The organism is Taibaiella sp. KBW10 (assembly GCF_003852495.1).
In the GTDB taxonomy this organism is placed as follows: domain Bacteria; phylum Bacteroidota; class Bacteroidia; order Chitinophagales; family Chitinophagaceae; genus Edaphocola.
In genome coordinates, this window is record NZ_QAJI01000004.1 from 482,117 (window position 1) to 501,298 (window position 19,182).

Annotated in this window: 20 protein-coding genes; 9 read left to right on the forward strand and 11 right to left on the reverse strand. The window is 41.2% G+C overall.

Annotated features, from left to right (window positions below):
* Positions 1-42: 42 nt before the first annotated feature.
* From DBR32_RS09780 to DBR32_RS09790, 3 genes are all read right to left on the reverse strand, one after another.
* Positions 43-540, reverse strand: a complete 498-nt coding sequence (locus DBR32_RS09780) for a hypothetical protein (RefSeq protein ID WP_124636127.1) — start codon at positions 538-540, stop codon at positions 43-45.
* Between the two features lie 88 nt (positions 541-628).
* On the reverse strand, positions 629-1,918 hold the full coding sequence (gene eno, locus DBR32_RS09785; protein WP_124636128.1) for a phosphopyruvate hydratase: 1,290 nt from the start codon (positions 1,916-1,918) through the stop codon (positions 629-631).
* A 120-nt stretch (positions 1,919-2,038) separates the two neighbouring features.
* Positions 2,039-3,004 carry a beta-1,6-N-acetylglucosaminyltransferase gene (locus DBR32_RS09790; protein WP_124636129.1) on the reverse strand — a complete coding sequence of 322 codons (966 nt, stop codon included), beginning with the start codon at positions 3,002-3,004 and terminating at the stop codon, positions 2,039-2,041.
* 168 nt (positions 3,005-3,172) lie between these two features.
* Here DBR32_RS09790 and DBR32_RS09795 point away from each other — a divergent pair, with 168 nt between their 5' ends.
* From DBR32_RS09795 to DBR32_RS09805, 3 genes are all read left to right on the forward strand, one after another.
* Positions 3,173-3,907 (forward strand): NYN domain-containing protein, encoded by a 735-nt coding sequence (locus DBR32_RS09795; protein ID WP_124636130.1) that lies wholly within the window; start codon positions 3,173-3,175, stop codon positions 3,905-3,907.
* 136 nt (positions 3,908-4,043) lie between these two features.
* Positions 4,044-4,625, forward strand: a complete 582-nt coding sequence (locus tag DBR32_RS09800) for a nitroreductase (RefSeq protein WP_124636131.1) — start codon at positions 4,044-4,046, stop codon at positions 4,623-4,625.
* Positions 4,626-4,677: 52 nt separating this feature from the next.
* Positions 4,678-6,039, forward strand: a complete 1,362-nt coding sequence (locus tag DBR32_RS09805) for a dipeptidase (RefSeq protein WP_124636132.1) — start codon at positions 4,678-4,680, stop codon at positions 6,037-6,039.
* Between the two features lie 77 nt (positions 6,040-6,116).
* On the opposite strand, the gene DBR32_RS09810 is transcribed toward DBR32_RS09805, so the two are convergent.
* Positions 6,117-6,770, reverse strand: a complete 654-nt coding sequence (locus tag DBR32_RS09810) for a DsbA family protein (RefSeq protein WP_124636133.1) — start codon at positions 6,768-6,770, stop codon at positions 6,117-6,119.
* Positions 6,771-6,829: 59 nt separating this feature from the next.
* On the opposite strand from DBR32_RS09810, the gene DBR32_RS09815 reads away from it, so the two are divergent.
* The 5 genes from DBR32_RS09815 (at position 6,830) to DBR32_RS09835 (ending at position 10,171) form a co-directional block, all read left to right on the forward strand.
* Positions 6,830-7,060, forward strand: coding sequence for a DUF3820 family protein (locus tag DBR32_RS09815; RefSeq protein WP_124636134.1), 231 nt, complete (start codon positions 6,830-6,832; stop codon positions 7,058-7,060).
* Positions 7,061-7,133: 73 nt separating this feature from the next.
* The gene (locus DBR32_RS09820) at positions 7,134-7,841 is read left to right on the forward strand and encodes a hypothetical protein (RefSeq protein WP_124636135.1); all 708 of its coding nucleotides are present in this window, start codon (positions 7,134-7,136) and stop codon (positions 7,839-7,841) included.
* Positions 7,842-7,846: 5 nt separating this feature from the next.
* The gene (locus DBR32_RS09825) at positions 7,847-8,344 is read left to right on the forward strand and encodes a DUF4878 domain-containing protein (protein ID WP_124636136.1); all 498 of its coding nucleotides are present in this window, start codon (positions 7,847-7,849) and stop codon (positions 8,342-8,344) included.
* Positions 8,345-8,426: 82 nt separating this feature from the next.
* A complete protein-coding gene (metK, locus tag DBR32_RS09830) occupies positions 8,427-9,680 on the forward strand; it encodes a methionine adenosyltransferase (RefSeq protein ID WP_124636137.1) in 1,254 nt (417 codons plus the stop codon).
* 50 nt (positions 9,681-9,730) lie between these two features.
* Positions 9,731-10,171, forward strand: a complete 441-nt coding sequence (locus tag DBR32_RS09835; protein WP_124636138.1) for a hypothetical protein — start codon at positions 9,731-9,733, stop codon at positions 10,169-10,171.
* Between the two features lie 56 nt (positions 10,172-10,227).
* Here the strand turns inward: DBR32_RS09835 and DBR32_RS09840 are convergent, their stop codons facing one another.
* The 4 genes from DBR32_RS09840 to DBR32_RS09855 form a co-directional block, all read right to left on the reverse strand.
* Entirely contained in the window at positions 10,228-11,031 is an 804-nt protein-coding gene (locus DBR32_RS09840; RefSeq protein ID WP_124636139.1) for a class I SAM-dependent methyltransferase, read from the reverse strand.
* On the reverse strand, positions 11,015-11,536 hold the full coding sequence (locus tag DBR32_RS09845) for a GNAT family N-acetyltransferase (protein WP_124636140.1): 522 nt from the start codon (positions 11,534-11,536) through the stop codon (positions 11,015-11,017). The genes DBR32_RS09840 and DBR32_RS09845 overlap by 17 nt, the downstream gene beginning before the upstream one ends.
* Positions 11,537-11,669: 133 nt before the next feature.
* Positions 11,670-12,362, reverse strand: coding sequence for a TIGR02117 family protein (locus DBR32_RS09850; protein WP_124636141.1), 693 nt, complete (start codon positions 12,360-12,362; stop codon positions 11,670-11,672).
* A 71-nt stretch (positions 12,363-12,433) separates the two neighbouring features.
* Positions 12,434-12,856 carry a type II 3-dehydroquinate dehydratase gene (locus DBR32_RS09855; RefSeq protein ID WP_124636142.1) on the reverse strand — a complete coding sequence of 141 codons (423 nt, stop codon included), beginning with the start codon at positions 12,854-12,856 and terminating at the stop codon, positions 12,434-12,436.
* Positions 12,857-12,992: 136 nt separating this feature from the next.
* Between DBR32_RS09855 and DBR32_RS09860 the strand changes: the two genes are divergently transcribed.
* Positions 12,993-15,050 (forward strand): M13 family metallopeptidase, encoded by a 2,058-nt coding sequence (locus tag DBR32_RS09860; RefSeq protein WP_199724438.1) that lies wholly within the window; start codon positions 12,993-12,995, stop codon positions 15,048-15,050.
* Positions 15,051-15,123: 73 nt separating this feature from the next.
* Here DBR32_RS09860 and DBR32_RS09865 read toward each other — a convergent pair whose 3' ends face one another.
* The 3 genes from DBR32_RS09865 to DBR32_RS09875 all read right to left on the reverse strand — a co-directional run bounded on the left by DBR32_RS09865 (position 15,124) and on the right by DBR32_RS09875 (position 19,172).
* Positions 15,124-17,508: a M14 family zinc carboxypeptidase gene (locus DBR32_RS09865; RefSeq protein ID WP_124636143.1), complete on the reverse strand. Its 2,385-nt coding sequence runs from the start codon at positions 17,506-17,508 to the stop codon at positions 15,124-15,126.
* 194 nt (positions 17,509-17,702) lie between these two features.
* Entirely contained in the window at positions 17,703-18,671 is a 969-nt protein-coding gene (gene lipA, locus DBR32_RS09870) for a lipoyl synthase (RefSeq protein WP_124636144.1), read from the reverse strand.
* A gap of 39 nt (positions 18,672-18,710) precedes the next feature.
* Positions 18,711-19,172 carry a hypothetical protein gene (locus DBR32_RS09875; protein ID WP_124636145.1) on the reverse strand — a complete coding sequence of 154 codons (462 nt, stop codon included), beginning with the start codon at positions 19,170-19,172 and terminating at the stop codon, positions 18,711-18,713.
* Between the last annotated feature and the right edge of the window lie 10 nt (positions 19,173-19,182).

A 19,182-nucleotide genomic window follows, 5' to 3' on the forward strand; every position in this document is an offset into this window, starting at 1 on the left:
ATATACTTTTATTCAGGCAATTCAGCACCAGCGAATTACGATTTAAAAGTAGCCTAAATAGGTCTTGGAATGCTTGGCAAATTCTATACTTACCGTATCGCCTATGGCAAATGTGCGGAAGTCTTCGGGGCTGACCTGAATGGTCAGCAGACCCGGATAATTCAGGTGAAAATGGCAGGAATTGGTCTGAGGAATAAATTGTTTTTGCTGAATGGGAATGGCAATGATGGTTTTGAGGCCATCTCTAAGATCGGCTTTAAACTTACGGGAGAAGCGCTTTTTTCCAAAAATGGCCAATCCGTATATGAGTATAAAGAAACAGGTCGCAGCCAGGATATATTCGGGCAGGGAGAATTTTTTCTCCAGCTCATTGGCCGGTGTAGCTAAAGAGGCGATGAGCCCGACACATACCACCAGACCCATACCGATTATGCCCATAAGTCTCAGCGTGCGAAAATAGCCCACCGATTCTGCCTCCAGCAAACCTTGGATAAACGCACGTTCTTTATGGCTCATTTCCTCTTCGTAGGCCGTCAGCATATTGTTTTTGTTTTAAGAAAACTAAGATACAAAAATAAAAGTCGCGTCCGAAAACGGACACGACTTTTTTATAAAGAATGATGTTTTATTAGAAACCGAATTTCAATTTCTTACCCGGATAATAGGCCAGATCGCCTAATTGCTCCTCAATACGGATCAATTGGTTGTATTTAGCCATACGGTCGCTACGGGAGGCAGAACCGGTTTTAATTTGGCCACAGTTTAAAGCGACAGCAAGGTCTGCAATCGTTGCATCTTCCGTCTCTCCGCTACGGTGGCTCATGATGGTATTATATTTATTGGTTTGCGCCAGGCTTACCGCATCCATCGTCTCGGTAAGGGTTCCGATCTGGTTTACTTTTACCAACAAACCGTTGGCGATATTTTCTTTAATTCCTTTTTCCAAACGCAATACATTGGTCACAAACAAATCGTCTCCTACCAATTGTACATTTTTACCAATCGCATCGGTCAGGGCCTTCCAGCCTTTCCAGTCATCTTCATCCATACCATCTTCAATACTCACGATAGGATATTTCTTTACCCATTTCTGCCAGTATTCTACCATTTCTTCGCTGGATAATTTCTTACCGTCAGACTTATGGAAATGGTATTTTTTAGATTTGGCATCATACAGTTCGCTGATGGCTGCATCCATTGCAATCACCACATCTTCTCCGGGTTTAAATCCGGCTTTTTCGATCGCTTTCAACACGATCTCAATGGCTTCTTCATTGCTTTGGATATCCGGTGCAAAACCACCTTCATCTCCTACATTGGTACTAAATCCTTTGTCGCTCAATACTTTTTTCAAGGTATGGAAAATCTCCACGCCCCAACGCAAGCCTTCGCTAAAAGTATCTGCACCCACAGGCATTACCATAAATTCCTGAAAATCGATTTTGTTATCAGCATGTGCGCCCCCGTTCAGGATATTCATCATTGGCACCGGTAAGGTTTTGGCATTGGTACCACCTACATAACGGTATAATGGTAAACCCGCATCCTCAGCACCAGCTTTGGCTACGGCCATACTCACGGCCAGAATTGCATTGGCTCCTAATTTTCCTTTGTTGGCACTACCATCCAGGTCGATCATATACTGGTCGATGCCTGCCTGATCGGCTACATCAAAACCATACAACTCGTCTGCCAATAGCTCATTAATGTTTTTAACTGCTTTCAGCACACCTTTGCCCAAATATTTTTTCTTATCACCATCACGCAATTCTACAGCTTCGTGCTTTCCTGTAGAGGCGCCAGAAGGAACTGCCGCACGACCCATAGCACCGGAATTGGTATAAACATCTACTTCAACCGTTGGATTGCCACGAGAATCTAAGATTTGACGAGCGTGGACTTGTGTAATTATGCTCATAAGATTGTTTGAATTTGGATGCAAAGATAATTTTTTTGTTATATAAAATTGCGGATAAAGTTAAAAATCCGCATTCGGCCTATACTTTATAAAACCAAATGCGGATTGTATTGTGTACGCTTAGTTACACTGGGTGGTATTCATTAAGCGATTCCCTTCGGTATTCAGCTCTTTTTCTTTTCTAAGTGGTGTGTCAAAATATGCTTTCAATCCGCCAATCACATTGGCATCTACATTATCATCAAATTTTCGGGCAAAGAGATTATTGCCTTTTTTTAGAAACCCAAGATCTTCGTTGGTAAATGTTTTGGGCCTCAGTTTAATATCGCCATCCGGTATCCAGATAATGGCGCGCATATCGTCGTTGACCAGCGTTCCTTTGAAGGAACTGTTCATCAGCACTGTCTGAAAGAAGGATTCATCAGGAATCAGTGTGTTTTTATAATATTCTTTGAATTTCTTAACCTCTTCACTGCCACACAGGAATTCACAACAGTCACGGGTCAGCATCATCCATTGCCCGCCAATATAAGGAACCACACCGTCCATATACTTCCTTTTATGTGTTGTGACAGACATGGCTCCGTCGATCTCGCTAAAGTGGTTTTCAATTCTGTTCAGGGTTTCGGGGCGGGTCAGTATCTGATTGGCATATTTCAGATAACTCGTTCCTTTATGCTCGGCCAGGAACTCGCCAATAATCTTTTGGGACTTTAAAGGATAATCCTGTCCGCTCAGGTTGATAAAATAATCCCATTGTGTTTCCTGCTTCAGCAAATAGCGCATACCGCTGAGTTCTGCCTGAACCATACTGTAACCGCCCCATACGACGGTTTGGTTTTCCAACACATGTATGCCGGAAAATTTACTTAAAAAGGAACCTATTTGTTCTTTGGTTATCTGATCGGCCTTTTTGTCGATATTGACAAGATAGATATTATTAGGATGATAAATGGCATTAAACAGGCGCCTGAACTGCTTAGACAACCGGTGTGCCATGATAAAATATGCTATTTTAATCTTTGGCGGCTGTTCTTCATGCAATGATGAAGGACTGGGTTGTGTGTTTAACTGTACTGCGCTCATAATAGAAATATAAAGGGGTATTTAATACTATTGTACCCCTCTTTTGTAAGGTACGACTATTAGCCGGATAAGGGCTTGCCTCATTTGCCCCTCCCTGGCATTTAGGGTACGGGGATGATCTCCCGAACATAATTATAGTTTACCTTTACGGGATACAAATTGTATCAAATGAAAGAATTAAGACTCGCCGTATTGATCGACGCCGATAATGTGCCTTATGCTAATATTAAGGAGATGCTGGAAGAGATTTCTAAAAACGGCACCCCAACTATAAAAAGAATTTACGCAGACTGGACCAAACCCACCCTTTCGGGCTGGAAAAATGTATTACTTGAGAATGCCATCACCCCTATCCAGCAATATAGCTATACCACCGGTAAAAATTCGAGTGACAGCGCGCTGATTATTGACGCGATGGATATCCTGTACTCCGACAAAGTCGACGGATTCTGCATCGTTTCTTCCGATAGTGATTTTACACGCCTGGCCACAAGGCTCAGAGAGGCCGGAATGAAGGTAATCGGTATCGGGGAACAAAAGACCCCCTATCCTTTTATTACTGCCTGTGATAAATTTATCTACATTGAAATCCTGAAATCTTCAGCGCAGGAAGAAGCTCCCGAAACCACTAAAAACAAAAAAGAGGAGCATAGCATCTCTAAGATCGATAAACGCCTGATCAAATTACTGTCTGACAGTGTCAGTGACCTTGCGGATGAGAGCGGCTGGACCTTCCTGGGGGAAGTAGGCAACTTTATCCTGAAGAAAAAACCGGATTTCGATCCCAGGAATTATGGATTCCCTAAACTGCTGCTCCTAATCAAGAGTACCGATAAGTTCCTGATTGAGGAGCGGGAAACGGGCACTAAAACCGTTAAACACATTTATGTAAAAACGAAGTAAATCTATTTATAAAGACAGGATACAAATTAGCGCGGGTAAATCGGATACGATCGAATAAAAATCCCGCTAAAAATCAATATTTCTGTATAATTTTGGCAGCATTCTTATACAGACATATAAAATATACATAGCTCAGATGAACGCTTTTGACACTTTAAAACAGATTATAGAAACAAGAAGAACAACCAAACCGGGCCAGATGAATGGCAAGGCCATTACTAATGAAGACCTGCAAGAAATACTGGCGCTGGCCGATTGGGCACCTACCCACGCCCGCACTGAACCTTGGCGGTTTTTTGTCTTAACCGGCGAAAATCTTCAAAAATTCTGTGAGCATCATGCACAACTCTACTGGGCCAATACCCCACTGGAATCCAGAACGGAAACCAAACGTGATGCCCTGATGAATATGGGTAACAAGGCCTCTCATCTTGTGATCTCTGTGATGCGTCGCACCCCTGAGGCCAAAATCATTACCGAAGAAGAGTACGCTGCGGTGGCTACGGCAACCCAACATATTTTACTGGGCGCGACTGCTAAAGGCATTGCGTCTTTCTGGAGTACAGGAGGTATGACGCACCACCCTGCCATGAAACTATACCTGGAGTTAAAAGATGATGACCTCCTTATGGGATTGATTTATCTGGGTTATACGGATGAACCGGCAAAAGAAGGCATGCGTAAAATCCCTCTGGAAGATAAAATCATCTGGATATAGCTTGTAATAAAAATGTAAACAACCCAAATATTAATCAATAAAAATTATAATTATGGAAGCTTGGAAAGCCTATTTGGCCGAACATAAGGATCGTTTCTTGAACGAATTACTGGATCTGTTAAGAATCCCCTCTGTAAGTGCTGATAGTAAATACAAAGGTGATGTAGCCCGTTGTGCAGACGCAGTGAAGCAAGCGATGCTGGATGCCGGTTGTGATATGGCAGAAGTATGTCCTACGGAAGGGCATCCGATCGTGTATGGCGAAAAAATAATTGATCCTGCCTTACCTACTGTTTTGGTATATGGCCACTATGATGTGCAACCTGCCGATCCCCTGGAACTATGGACCAGCGGGCCTTTTGAGCCGGTAATTAAAGATGATAAGATTTATGCACGTGGGGCCTGTGATGATAAAGGACAGTTTTATATGCACATCAAAGCATTTGAGGTAATGGCAAAAACCAATACCCTGCAGTGTAATGTAAAAATGATGATCGAGGGTGAGGAAGAAGTGGGTTCGGCTAACCTGGGTAAATTCCTGGAAGACAATGTTGCTAAATTAAAGGCCGATATCGTTTTGGTTTCTGATACGTCTATGATCAGTATGGAGCATCCTTCTATAGAAACGGGTTTACGTGGCCTGGCTTATATGGAAGTGGAGGTGACCGGTCCTAACCGCGATCTGCATAGTGGTGTATACGGTGGTGGTGTCGCGAATCCGATCAATGAATTGTGTAAGATGATCGCATCGCTACATGACGAAAACAAACACATTACGATCCCGGGCTTTTATGATAAAGTACAGGAACTGACTGATGCGGAACGCAAAGCCCTGAATGATGCTCCTTTTGAGCTTGATGAATACAAAAAAGACCTGAATGTTACCGAAGTAGCCGGTGAAAAAGGCTATACCACAATCGAACGTACGGGTGTACGCCCGACACTTGATGTGAATGGCATCTGGGGCGGCTATACGGGTGAAGGGGCTAAAACGGTATTACCGTCTAAGGCATTCGCTAAAATATCAATGCGTTTGGTTCCCCATCAGATTTCTACCGAGATCACAGAATTGTTCCAAAAACATTTTGAAGGACTGGCTACTGCGGGTACAACCGTAAAAGTAACGGCACATCATGGCGGCGAACCGGTGGTAACTCCTACTGATGGTAAGGCGTATCAGGCTGCGGCAAAAGCAATCAAAACAACTTTTGGTAAAGATCCGATCCCAACCAGAGGCGGTGGCAGCATTCCGATCATTGCTTTATTTGAGAAGACTTTGGGTTTAAAAACCGTGTTATTGGGCTTTGGACTGGATAATGATAATATCCACTCTCCTAATGAGAAATATGATATCGCCAACTACTTTAAGGGTATTGAGACGATTCCGTATTTCCATAAATATTTTGCGGAGTAAGATACGCTCCCCATTATAAATTAATAAAGGCTAACCGGATTCGGCTAGCCTTTATTAATTTATAATCTTACTCATTTTTAATTCTGTGCCGACTGTATCTGTATCAATACAGAAGAGATCGTCTGCTTTAAGGTTTCATAGTCTGTATAGCCCTTAGCTAAAAGATAGAATTTACTCTCTGAAACCTGCAACAATACCTGCGGATAGCTTTCTACCTGTAATTGTTTCACCAATTGAAATTCATAGTAGGCTTTTTCTTTGTAGGTTTCGCTGTGCAGGCGCGTATAAAACTCGTCCGGATCAATTTCGTATTGATGCAATAAATGGCGATAAGCCTCATCATCGGTCAGGTCGCGGCCTTCATAATGTAAGGCATACTGCAGATCGGCGGCAATCTGCACGGCTTTGTCAGGCATATATTCTTTCAGAATGCACAAGGCAATTGCCGGCTTTTCCGAATTGGGAAACCAATCGCTGTCCTCTGCCTGATTGATATGAAATAAATAATCGGGGCCGAATTTAATACCGGTGTGGGCTTCTACTTTTTTATAGTTTTCCTTTATCACATCGGCAATTATACTAATAGGTTGCGGATGTTCAGGTAATAACATGCCCCCACTCAATACCTCAAACTGGAATTCCTTTTGAAATTCCTCAGCAATTCTTTTAATCACCGGGCTGAAACCATAACACCATCCACAATATGCGTCGTAACAATAAATAATAGTCATACCGCAAAATAAAAGATTTTTGAACTATTTAAATATAGATATTTGTGAAAAATATCCAAATGGAACCAAATCCCGAACTCCTCACCGAACTATTTGAACTGCGCATGCCTTTTGGGAAATATAAGGGTACCCTGATCGGCGATCTGCCGGAGGCTTATATTTTATGGTTCAACAGGCAAGGATTCCCAAAAGGAAAACTAGGATTACTACTCCAAACCATGTATGAAATTAAGTTGAATGGCTTAAGTTTTCTTTTAGACCCGATCAGAAAAAGCAAAACAAAAGGATAAATACTGCCCTTCTCTTAACCGTAATGATGGGCAAAGGCATTTTTATCCCTAAATTTGCGGATCGGTATCATTTATGTCATCACAACACACTACTAATCCTAAAAAGAGGAAACTACATACAACATTGCTCATTGCAATGCTGATCACTTTTGTGGTGGTTTACAACAGAAACCTGATTGCAAAGGAGATTTATCCTGATTACAAACTGGGAAGCAGCCTTAATGAAAAGCTTAATAATCCCATTAATATCCGGTATATTGACATGGGTATGGATATTTTGGAAAATGGCTACCTGATCGTTATCTCCGGTAAGGATACCAAAAGTGAGCTTTTTAGTAGCGTCAACCGGAAAGATAAGACTTATGCTTATGCAGGGCTTGTGTTTATCGAAAATAATTACCCTTTTGTTTATACCATAGCCCTTCCGACCACTACCAGTAAAGGTGGCCTGGTAAGAGACTCTTTCGAAAATTATGTTGGAGCCAAGAATGTAACCGGATTCGGTATTTATAAATTCCCGGTCAGTAATATGCAGGTACTTGCGATGCAAAAAATCATCCGGAGTTACTATCAAAAAGGAGTCGCTTATGATAATAATTATCAATTGAGCACCGATGAAGCAATGTATCCTTCAGAATTCGTCTTTAAAGTAATGACACAGGCCACGAAAAACAAAAAATTCATCTCTTATACCAATGCGGGGCCTTATCAGTTTGTCTCGATCGACGATCTTTTCTTAAGACCTCAAAATCAAAAAATTTATTCCGCCGTTTTTAATTAATCTTCATGTCTCATTCTTTACGCAATTATATTACCCTCGGCTTTATTGCTTGTTTATTATTTTCTTGTAAAAGTACTAACTCTCCAAAGGCAGTCACCGAGACTTTCCTGGTGAGTGTAGCCCGTCTCGACATTAATGCTGCGCGGAATTATTCCACCAGGCCCACCTGGGATTTCCTGAAAGTATTGGATAAATCGACTAAAGACTTGACTCCGGAACAAAAGGAGAGCTTCCTGAATGGCTTCAAAGTGAAGATACTGGGCGAAAAGAAATTGAATGACAGCACGGCGATGGTGCGCTTCAGTACCACGCCCGTATTATTACCTTTCAACGAACTGGAACTAAAAGCAGAGAAGAACCTGGAGGGCAATATCAAATGGAAAGTGAACTATACAACGCTCTCTTATGTGGAGGCCGACACCTCTATTCAGGAGGTGATGATGCCCGGAGTGGACTCTCTTGAGGAACAATTAGAGCTATTGAACACGCCATCTGCTAAATAAAAGCCGCTTTATCTTTTTATTAAAAGATAGTTTAGTACTTTTGAAATCATTTTTTACACAACAAATCATATTAAATATAACAATGCCTTATTTATTCACATCTGAATCCGTATCTGAAGGACATCCTGACAAAATTGCCGATCAAATTTCTGACGCGCTGATTGATAATTTTCTTGCATTTGATAAAAATAGTAAAGTAGCTTGTGAAACGCTGGTTACTACCGGACAGGTAGTATTGGCGGGAGAAGTAAAATCCACTGCTTATCTTGATGTACAGGAAATAGCCCGTAACGTCATTAAAAAGATCGGGTATACTAAGAGTGAGTATATGTTTGAAGCGAATAGCTGTGGAATTATTTCTGCTATTCATGAGCAGTCTCCGGACATCAACCAAGGTGTAGAGCGCAAAAGCAAAGAAGAGCAAGGTGCTGGTGATCAGGGTATGATGTTTGGTTATGCAACCAACGAAACAAAGAACTATATGCCTTTGGCCCTGGATTTGGCCAATACGCTACTGATCGAATTAGCCGCACTGCGCAGAGAAGATAAAGAGATTAAATATTTACGTCCTGATGCGAAAAGCCAGGTAACTTTAGAATACAGCGACAACCACAAACCGCAAAGAATTGATGCGATTGTAATCTCAACACAACATGATGATTTCGATACAGAGAAAAGCATGTTGAAAAAAATCGAAAAAGACATCAAGGAAATCCTGATTCCGCGTGTGATCAAAAAATATCCTGAATACAAACATTTCTTCAATAATAAAATCAATTACCACATTAACCCAACCGGTAAATTTGTAATTGGTGGACCACATGGTGATACCGGTCTTACCGGTAGAAAAATCATCGTAGATACTTATGGTGGTAAAGGGGCACATGGTGGTGGTGCCTTTAGTGGTAAAGATCCTAGTAAGGTAGATAGAAGTGCCGCTTATGCTACAAGACATATTGCCAAAAACATGGTCGCTGCAGGTATTTGCGATGAAATTCTGGTACAGGTATCTTATGCGATTGGTGTGGCACAACCTATGGGTATTTTTGTAGATACCAAAGGAACGGCAAAAGTAGATATGAACGACGGACAAATTGCAAAAATTGTATCCGAATTGTTCGATATGCGCCCTTATGCTATTGAAACCAGATTAAAATTAAGAAATCCTATCTATAGCGAAACGGCCGCTTACGGACACATGGGCAGAACGAACGAAATCAAAGAAGTAACCTTCTACGATCATAACAAAAAGCCTAAAAAGATTAAGGTAGAACTGTTTACCTGGGAGAAACTGGACTACGTGGCTAAGGTGAAAAAAGCTTTTGGCATAAAATAATGACTTTTCGATATCTTTATATATCTTTATAAAAATTAACGAATTATTATATGAAAAAGACCCTGTTTCTTATGATGTTTGCAGCTACCGCTTTTATGGCCTGTAACAAAAATGAAGGAAAGCCTACCTCTGAAAGCGTTGGAAAAGTGTTGCAGCAAAAAACCTGGCGTATGACCATTTATTTTGATGACGGCAATGATAAACTGACTAACTATACAGGATATGCCTTTACTTTTTCTGCCAATAACAGTGTGATGGCGGTAAGAAACTTTGTAACTAAATATGGTAGCTGGAAAGATTCCATGATTACCGATACGGTTACCAAAACAAAAGTGGCTTCTTTTTATATGGATTTCGGTAATGAGAAACCATTTCGCGATCTGAATAAGAACTGGGAAATCGTTACAAAAGATACCAAATCAATACATTTAAGACAAAAGGATAAGCCCGTAAATCCTTATGACGAAATATATTTCAACCTTAATTATTAATCAAAAAGCAACTCTTAAAGAGTTGCTTTTTGATTATATATGATCAGTATTGATTATTATAATGGTTTCGTCGCTTTTAAGGCATATACCATCGGGATTTTATGCTCCAGATGGGCAATGCGGAACTTACCGGGTTCAAATTCCACCGTATTGAAAAAACAGTTATAGGGAGCATAATCATACTCATTAAAACAGTCTATCGACAGTTTATTCCCGATCAGGCTAGTCAATACTTCGGCAATCCCGTGGTTCCAGTTCACATAAGACAGGTTAATGTCGGCTTCCCTGTCGGCATAAGTACCCTCCTGGGTTTCCAGGATCGGCCCGGAATTAAAATAATCGTAGCCTACTTTTGTAAACTGATCATCAAACATCCAGACTACCGGGTGAAATTCCGCAAAAACGAATTGCCCCCCGGGTTTCAGGTATTGTGCCACGATGTTTGCCCAACGGTCCAGATCCGGTAACCAACCGATCGTACCATAACTGGTAAACACAATATCAAATTGCGTATCCAAATGCTGTGGCAAGTCATAAAGAGCACAACAAACAAACGTTGCATCTTCACCCGTTTGCGCCGCTAATTCCCGCGCGCGTTCAATCGCCTCGTCCGATAAGTCTACACCGGTTACTTTGGCGCCCATACGCGCTAAAGAAATACTATCCTGTCCGAAATGACATTGGAGATGTAAGACCGTCTTGCCTTTAAGATCACCCAAAAGCGCCAGCTCGATTTCTTTCAAAGACGTTTTTCCCTGCAGAAAGCCGGCTACATCATAAAATTCAGAGCTGAGGTGACTTGCCACCCGCTCATTCCAGGATTGTTTATTAATAGCAATATAATTAATTTGATCGCTCATAATCTGTTCTTCTTACAGCGTATATCAGTTCGTCGATATAACGTCCATTTTTAAAAATAGTGTTTTTCATATGGGCTTCTAAAAGAAAGCCATTTTTTATCAAAACGCTTTGGGAAACGATATTATTACCAAAGGTCTTTGCAAATATACGATTGATATCGAATGCTTTAAAGGCAAAGACAATCATCTGCGGAATGGCCCTACTGATAATACCCCTACCCCAATACGTTTCGCCCAACCAATAACCCAGTTCGGCATTTTTACGCATAATATCTGTTTGTGGATGAATACCAATACCACCCACCGCCTTACCATTTACTTCAATAGCAAAGATATGAACGGGGTCTGCTAGTGTGGCGAATTCAATAAAAGACAGTCCTTTCTCTCTGGTATAAGGATATGGAAACATATCCGTCATAAACTGAGCGATATTAGGGTTGTTAGCCTGTTCCAACAGGCTATCCAGATCTGTTTTTTGCCAGGGCCTTAAAAGAAAATCTGTCATGCTAATTGTTTGCTGAGCCAATTCCGCTCATGGTTACTTGAAGTATATCTATTGTTTTTTATTAGTCGCAAAGACTTCTGTCAACGTATGTTTTACTGCCATAAGCTTTGTAAACACCGATTGCAACATAAAATTATTCCGGTTTATATTTTAAAAAGATACCCGTATCAAAAGCCGTCCATAAACAAGCCTTTTGCCCACAGGCTTTTAGCGCATTATTGGACCAAGTATTACAGGTGCCAAACAGGCTGTAGCTTCCTACTGCTTCATAAAAGGCATCATTCCGCCCATAGTTGGCATTGGTCACAATGTGTTTAAAATGCCCGCTGCTATCCGTTTGGAATGTTTTCCTAATATAAGAAATTAACCGTGAATATTGTACTTCGCTGATCATGATTTTGCGGCAACGCGCTCCTTCGGTCATAGTCTTATAATAAGTAGCGTGAATGGCGGTATTCCCTAAGCCAAAAACAGCTTTAAAGGCAACGGAGGCTTTCAGGTCTGACCATTCGGGTGTCTCGAGATAAAAACCTTTATCACCCCAGCCCATGGCCAGGTAAGGCAAAGCGGTATCGTTGGCAAGGGTATTGCTGTAGCGGATCTCTTGTGTCCAATCCATCTGCTCCGTTTTCGCAGGCATTACGATATCGGTATGCACCCCGTTTGTAAGGATATAAATCGCTATTTCTTCCGGGGCATCCGGTTCTTTTTTCACCGTAATACGTGCAGTAATATACTCCACCGATAAATAGAGCAATATTAAAATAACAAAAGCGAGCACACTTTTGCCTAGAATAATCAAGGTATTTTTTAGGGTACGATTCATATCGGGGCTTTAGAATAAACAAATGTATATTGCTTTATACCCTGTTATCTCAAATGGTAACCCTTTTCAATTCAGGATTTACGAAGTAATTTTTCAATTGCTTCTTTATAGCCCTCAAGGCCTTTTCCTGTAATCATGTGCTGTGCATACGCTGCTGTGTACGTATGTTGCCTATAGGCTTCTCTTTGATAAATATCCGAAATATGCACTTCTATAATGGGCATATCCAGGCAAGCCAAAGCATCTGCAAGGGCAATGCTGGTATGACCATAAGCGGCTGGATTAAGTATCAGGCCGTCATACTGCCCTATCATCAACTGCAGTTCATCAATCAATGCACCTTCATGATTACTCTGGAAATAAGAGAGCGTCACCTCCGGAAAGTGAGCACTTAATGTTGCAAAATAATCTTCAAAACGAGTGCTGCCATATAACTCCGGCTGTCTTGTACCCAATAAATTCAGATTGGGGCCATTCATAATTTTGATCTTCATATACTTTATTACAGGTTTACAGAAATCTTATACGTATTAATATTATATAAATCCCCCTTATTTTACCCCTTGCGAAATTACGTTCTTAAGCTACAATAAGTTATTTTTACCTTCAAAATATAAAATTTCAAGAAAAATGAAGTTCCAAAAAATAGTTTTAGCCACTTACCTGATGTGTGGTAGTGCTATGCTTAGTCAGTTGCATGCACAAGGGGAATTGAACACCTCTGCTAAAGATTTCAAATTTATTGATCCCAAAAACATGGACCTGTCGGTGAAGCCGGGAGACAATTTCTTTGAATATGCCAATGGTGCCTGGTTAAGAACTACTGAAATCCCGGGAGACAAAACCCGCTGGGGCAGTTTTGATGAATTAAGAGACAGAACAAATAAAGCCGTACAAAAATTATTGGTTGATGTAAGCAGTGGTAGTAATGCAGCTAAAGGCACAAAAGAATATAATGTAGCCAGCTTTTACAAAAGCGGTATGAATACTGAGGCGATCAACAAACTTGGGGTAAACGCCATCAAACCGGAACTGGATGCGATCAAAGGCATTAAAACACCACAACAAATCCTGGATGTGGTAACGATGCTTACAAAGAAAGGAATCCAAACGGTGATGAACGGATATATCGGACCTGATGATAAAGATGTAACCAAGATAATTGTACAATTTGGTCAGGGTGGTCTTGGTTTACCTTCTAAAGATTATTATACCGATAAAGATGAAAATGCGGTAAAAAACAGAGCAGCTTATACCAAATACATTACGGATATCTTAATCGCTTCCGGACAAACGGCTGCTGAAGCCGCTAAGAATGCAACTGCTGTATTTGCTTTGGAAAGCAAATTGGCTACCGCTTCTTATTTCCCTACAGAAATGCGCGATCCACAAAAGATGTATAATAAATTTTCTTTAGCCGCATTTTCTAAACAAACACCAAATATTAACTGGAGTACGCTGTTTGGTAAATTAGGTATTAAAGGTCAATCAGAAATGCTGATCAGTAATCCCAATTACTACAAAGCGGTTTCTAAAGAAATCACGGCTACTCCATTGGCTAGCTGGAAACAATATTTATTGTTCCATACCCTGAGCCATATGTCTCCTTATTTAAGCGACAATTTCGAAAACCTGAGTTTCGAATTTTACGGTAAAACCTTAAGTGGACAAAAAATGCAAACACCCCGTTGGGAGCGCGTAATGGGTGTGATCAACGGAAGCATCGGTGATCAGCTGGGACAATTATATGTAGACAAAAACTTTCAGCCGGAAGCAAAAGAAAAAATGCTGGAATTGGTGAATAACCTTCAAGTCGCCTTTGGAGACAGAATTAAACAGTTAGACTGGATGAGTGCTGCTACCAAGACTAAGGCCATGACCAAGCTGAACTCTTTCATGAAGAAAATCGGATATCCCGACAAATGGAAAGACTATAGCGCACTCACGATTACAGAAAACAACTATGCACAGAATGTCTTAAAGGCATCTGCTTTTGAATATGACTATTACCTGTCTAAATTGGGTAAACCGGTAGACAGAACAGAATGGGGCATGACGCCGAATACAGTAAATGCTTATTATAACCCGGCATTTAACGAAATCGTTTTCCCTGCTGCCATTTTACAATTCCCCTTCTTCGACTTCAATGCTGATGATGCGGTAAACTATGGTGGTATCGGTGCGGTGATCGGGCATGAGATGACCCACGGTTTTGATGACCAGGGAGCACAATATGCTGCCGATGGTAACCTTAAAAACTGGTGGACTCCAGAAGATGAAAAGAAATTCAAAGGAAAAACACAGGTTGTCGTAAACCAGTTCAACAGCTATAAAGTACTGGATACAGTAGCAGTAAACGGAGAGCTGACTTTGGGTGAAAACATCGCGGATTTGGGTGGACTGGCTGTTGCCTATGAAGCATTTAAGAAAACGAAACAAGGACAAAGTTCTGAGAAAATAGATGGCTTTAGCCCCGATCAACGCTTTTTCTTAAGCTGGGCACAGATCTGGAGAGGAAAAGCTACCGATAAGCGTACTTTACAGCTGATCAAGATCGATCCGCACTCTCCGGGTGTATGGAGAGCAATTGGTCCTTTGAGCAATTTTGAACCTTTCTATAAAGCATTCAACATTCAACCCGGCGACAAAATGTACCGTCCGGAAAATGAAAGAGCTAAAATCTGGTAATCCGGATAAATTATATAAAAATGAAAGCGCCCGAATGATCGGGCGCTTTCATTTTTATATAACATTTAGGTTTTTATGGTAACACAATCATCTTCTTGACCTCTGACCTAAGCCCTTGGTCAGAAACAATATGGTAGAAATATACACCACTGCTGTATGGGCGCAGATCCAAATCGAAGCTTTCTGTTCCCGGATTTAATCGCTCTTGAACGATGATTCTTCCAGTCGCATCGGTTATGTTCAAGTAATATTGGTGCTTTTTTTGCGGCAACTTGTATACAATCCGCGTATTGGTCGTACAGGGATTCGGTACATTTTGTAAGGTAATACCCGATAACTGCCGTTCCTTAATTCCCACATTACCCCCTATCTTCACCACCGCCATTTCATCAAAATAAAAACCATCTTTCTCTCCTCCCGGGTCTGATTTTAAGGTAAAGCGTATGTTTATTTTCTTGCCCAGATAATCCTTCAGGTCAATATATTCTTTAACCCATTCCGATTGGCTACCATCATAAATAGCTTTCCTGTTGTTTTGTCTTTCACTACCCAAATGACTGAACCGTCCACAAAGGATATTATAACTGCCATTTTCTTGAGCAGCAGAAACGGTTACATCATCATAGCTTTTTTCAATATCCCATTTTGCATAAAAAGAAAGATAAGCTGCCGAAGCACCGGTAAGATCAATAGCCGTAGATGTGGTCACATTACTCGTACTCGACGCAGTATAATCGCCATTAGGACTTTCGGTAATGCTACCGCCGGGCGTTTGGAACTGAGTAGTAGAAACACCCCAACCATCACTGCTTTGTAGTCCGGCCATACTACTACCATTATTATGGAAAGCCGTATCGCCTGTTCCTATGTAACGGGTTACGGTATCGGAATGGCTAAAGCCATCCGCATTTTCCCATTTAAGGGCAAAACGAACCGTACTGCCCGGCGCGGCGCTGCTTATAATATTATATCCTATAGAATCTGCATAGTTTATTAAATGATCGGGATTATTAAACGTAACGGGCGCCACAAAACTGATATTCGATGTAACAGGGATAAGTGATACCGTAAAGTTGCTGGTTCCCAGACCCACTCTCTTTAAGTTAAGGTGTACCCGTCCGGTGCCTACTTTCATAAACGGAGCATCGGTGCTGAATAATTCAGCAAAGGGAGTGGCGAATTTTGCAAGATCCAGATTTTGATCCATCGTTTGCTTGGCAATTGGAATAATGCGGTTTGACATTGGCCAAAAGCCATCGCTTTCGTTTCCGGCTTCCGGTGTCATGGAAAAAATTTTGGGTTTTGACGTCTGCTCTCCATACATCCAGTCGTCACTATCTCCATTCACCACATAACCAACTGTTTCATTTCCTGTGCCGGCTACAAATCCGCTACAGGAGGTCAGATCCTTTCCAAAATGCCTGAATGCAAGGGAGTCTGGCGTCTCCGCAGAAGGAATATGCCCCCAGGGATAAATAAGCAGGTTACTAAAGGTATGTGCATTTAAAGCCATTTTAAAAGAATGGCTGTTACAAAAAGCACGCATTATCTGTGTTTCCGGCTCAGAGAAACCTGCGGTACCCTTGTAGCTTTCATCTTGTGAATCATTAGAAGAACCTAAATTATCATAACCCCAAAACTGACCGTAGTTCCTGTTAATATCTACACCAAAACTGCCATCCCCATTATTTCTGCGGTTCTTGCGCCACATACCGCCGCCATTGGGATTAGTGGTTTCATTATAAATGTAGCCATCGGGATTGAGGCAGGGTACAAAATACATTTCTGTATGATCTACTAAATATTTTACATAATCATCGGTAGCATAATTTTCCAGCAGATACCACATATAGAATATTAACTGAGATAAAGATTCTGCTTCACGGGCATGATGTAGTGCAGAGTACATCACTTGTGGCCGCGTGCTGGCGACATCCGCATTTTGGCTGATTTTTACATAGTATATAGGCCGGCCCTCAATAGTAGTCAAGGTTGTAGAAATAGGCTGTTTTACGGTGATTAAAGTAGGGTATTTACTCCGCATACTATCCAGTGCCCGTAAGAGTTCCTGGTATTTATAAAAACCGCCCATTGTGCCTAATTGAAAATTAACAGGTGTTGCATACACTTCACAGGCATCACAACCTTCCCCACCAAAAGCCTTCTGAGTGGTTTGCTCTTTATTTCTATTGGCATAATAAGTGCTCACATCTTCTATTTGAATTTCATAGGGCAAGCCGGATGCTTTGATCTTTGTGAGCTCCCAGGGAGAAAAATCAGAAATGAAGTATTGGTCTTTTTTAAAAGTTCCGTGATCAACGGCGATACCCGCTTCAGCTAATTGTTTCAGGCCATCAGTACCTGTGGTAATCTTTACCCGGGAATAGATTTCCGGGGTTTGCGCATACATACTGCTACTGATTAGCAACAGAAAGAACGCATAGAAAAATTTAGTCATAGTAGTGTGTGTTAAAGTGTAAAATAAATTATATAAAAAAACTTCTATGCAAGATAAAACAAAATTATTATATCCAATATAGGATCATAAAAAATAAGCAGATCAGATGCAAAGGCATCCGGTCTGCTTATTTTTATCCCTATTTTATCCGAAACAGCTTGTAAAAAGTGTCCACGGGGAAAACGGAAAATATCCTACAGCGCTATCTGTAACTTTTGTTCTTGTTCCCATTGGGTTTTACCATAGCCGGGTATAACGTGTCTTTCACTATGATAAGAAGAGCGTACTAAAGGACCGCTTTCAACATAATCAATACCCATTTTATAGCCTTCTTCTCTGTAAAAAGCAAATTCATCGGGATGTACAAAACGTATTACCGGTAAATGCTTTGGTGTGGGTTGTAAATATTGCCCTATGGTAACCACATCACATCCATTCTCTTTCAGTGCATGCAAAGTCTCCAATACTTCTTCTTTTTCCTCTCCGATACCCAGCATAATACCGCTTTTGGTGCGTACACCGGCATCATGCAGACGACGAATCACTTCAAGGCTACGGTGATATTTTGCCTGTATCCTTACTTTACGGGTCATCCGTTCTACCGTTTCCACATTATGCGAAATCACTTCAGGAGCTACATCAATTACATTTTGCAGGTTCTTCCAATCTCCTCTGAAATCCGGGATCAGCGTTTCTAAAGTCGTTTGTGGATTTAAGGCTTTTACAGCTTTAATCGTATTAGCCCAGATAATAGAACCCCCATCTTTTAATTCATCCCTGTCTACAGAGGTAATTACGGCATGTTTTACTTTCATCAGGTGGATTGCCTCTGCTACGCGCTGTGGCTCATCCCAATCTACCGCCTCCGGTCTGCCCGTTGCTACGGCACAGAAGCCGCAACTGCGGGTGCAGATATTACCCAAGATCATAAACGTTGCAGTACCCTCTCCCCAGCATTCACCCATATTAGGGCAATTACCGCTTTCACAGATGGTATGTAATTTATGATTATCTACTAATCCTCTTACGTGTTTATATCCCTCTCCGGTAGGCAACTTCACACGAAGCCAATTGGGTTTTTTGGCCTTCCCGTTTACATAAGTTACTTCCTCTTCTTTATTTCTTGCTGCAGTCACAGCAGAAATCACCGGTAATTCTATCATGTATTATATTAATTTATTCAAAACACTTTGGCAAAGTTCCTAAAATTTAAGTCTTAAACCAAGTCCATTTTCACTTAAACCTAATTCTACCTGCAGCTTTCTGTTTGCGCTGCTCAAACCTTCATTATAGTGGTGTACCGCGCTCCGTAAATGCCGCTTATAGGCAAGGTCACAAGGAATACTAATAGTTATGGCGGCGGAGCCGGCACAAAGCAAGTATATATTCATCGGTTGCCCTGCTATTGCACCACCTATTTGCGAACCGATCAAGGCGCCACCAATGATACTAAAAATCATGGACGCGTCCTGATTCGTACCCGATTTAACTACTGCATGATAGGCAATCGGATCATTTTTCGTTATGTACAATAAGTCTTTACGGCTTTGTGACACACCTTTGTAAAATACCTTTCTGCCGGACAATTGCAGCGGCTGATTTTGGGCCGAAACAGTTGTTGTACTAAAAAACAATAAAAAGACTACGCTTATCTTTTGAATCATATATGCCGGT

Excerpts from the sequence above, each read along its gene's own strand:
- DBR32_RS09835 (WP_124636138.1), top strand. The coding sequence starts at position 9,731 with ATGAAAAAGACCCTGTTTCTTATGATGTTTGCAGCTACCGCTTTTATG.
- DBR32_RS09865 (WP_124636143.1), bottom strand. The coding sequence starts at position 17,508 with ATGACTAAATTTTTCTATGCGTTCTTTCTGTTGCTAATCAGTAGCAGT.
- DBR32_RS09860 (WP_199724438.1), top strand. The coding sequence starts at position 12,993 with ATGAAGTTCCAAAAAATAGTTTTAGCCACTTACCTGATGTGTGGTAGT.
- DBR32_RS09825 (WP_124636136.1), top strand. The coding sequence starts at position 7,847 with ATGTCTCATTCTTTACGCAATTATATTACCCTCGGCTTTATTGCTTGT.
- DBR32_RS09875 (WP_124636145.1), bottom strand. The coding sequence starts at position 19,172 with ATGATTCAAAAGATAAGCGTAGTCTTTTTATTGTTTTTTAGTACAACA.
- DBR32_RS09790 (WP_124636129.1), bottom strand. The coding sequence starts at position 3,004 with ATGAGCGCAGTACAGTTAAACACACAACCCAGTCCTTCATCATTGCAT.
- DBR32_RS09795 (WP_124636130.1), top strand. The coding sequence starts at position 3,173 with ATGAAAGAATTAAGACTCGCCGTATTGATCGACGCCGATAATGTGCCT.
- eno (WP_124636128.1), bottom strand. The coding sequence starts at position 1,918 with ATGAGCATAATTACACAAGTCCACGCTCGTCAAATCTTAGATTCTCGT.
- DBR32_RS09810 (WP_124636133.1), bottom strand. The coding sequence starts at position 6,770 with ATGACTATTATTTATTGTTACGACGCATATTGTGGATGGTGTTATGGT.
- DBR32_RS09805 (WP_124636132.1), top strand. The coding sequence starts at position 4,678 with ATGGAAGCTTGGAAAGCCTATTTGGCCGAACATAAGGATCGTTTCTTG.
- DBR32_RS09840 (WP_124636139.1), bottom strand. The coding sequence starts at position 11,031 with ATGAGCGATCAAATTAATTATATTGCTATTAATAAACAATCCTGGAAT.
- DBR32_RS09855 (WP_124636142.1), bottom strand. The coding sequence starts at position 12,856 with ATGAAGATCAAAATTATGAATGGCCCCAATCTGAATTTATTGGGTACA.
- DBR32_RS09820 (WP_124636135.1), top strand. The coding sequence starts at position 7,134 with ATGTCATCACAACACACTACTAATCCTAAAAAGAGGAAACTACATACA.
- DBR32_RS09815 (WP_124636134.1), top strand. The coding sequence starts at position 6,830 with ATGGAACCAAATCCCGAACTCCTCACCGAACTATTTGAACTGCGCATG.
- lipA (WP_124636144.1), bottom strand. The coding sequence starts at position 18,671 with ATGATAGAATTACCGGTGATTTCTGCTGTGACTGCAGCAAGAAATAAA.
- DBR32_RS09845 (WP_124636140.1), bottom strand. The coding sequence starts at position 11,536 with ATGACAGATTTTCTTTTAAGGCCCTGGCAAAAAACAGATCTGGATAGC.
- DBR32_RS09800 (WP_124636131.1), top strand. The coding sequence starts at position 4,044 with ATGAACGCTTTTGACACTTTAAAACAGATTATAGAAACAAGAAGAACA.
- DBR32_RS09850 (WP_124636141.1), bottom strand. The coding sequence starts at position 12,362 with ATGAATCGTACCCTAAAAAATACCTTGATTATTCTAGGCAAAAGTGTG.
- metK (WP_124636137.1), top strand. The coding sequence starts at position 8,427 with ATGCCTTATTTATTCACATCTGAATCCGTATCTGAAGGACATCCTGAC.
- DBR32_RS09780 (WP_124636127.1), bottom strand. The coding sequence starts at position 540 with ATGCTGACGGCCTACGAAGAGGAAATGAGCCATAAAGAACGTGCGTTT.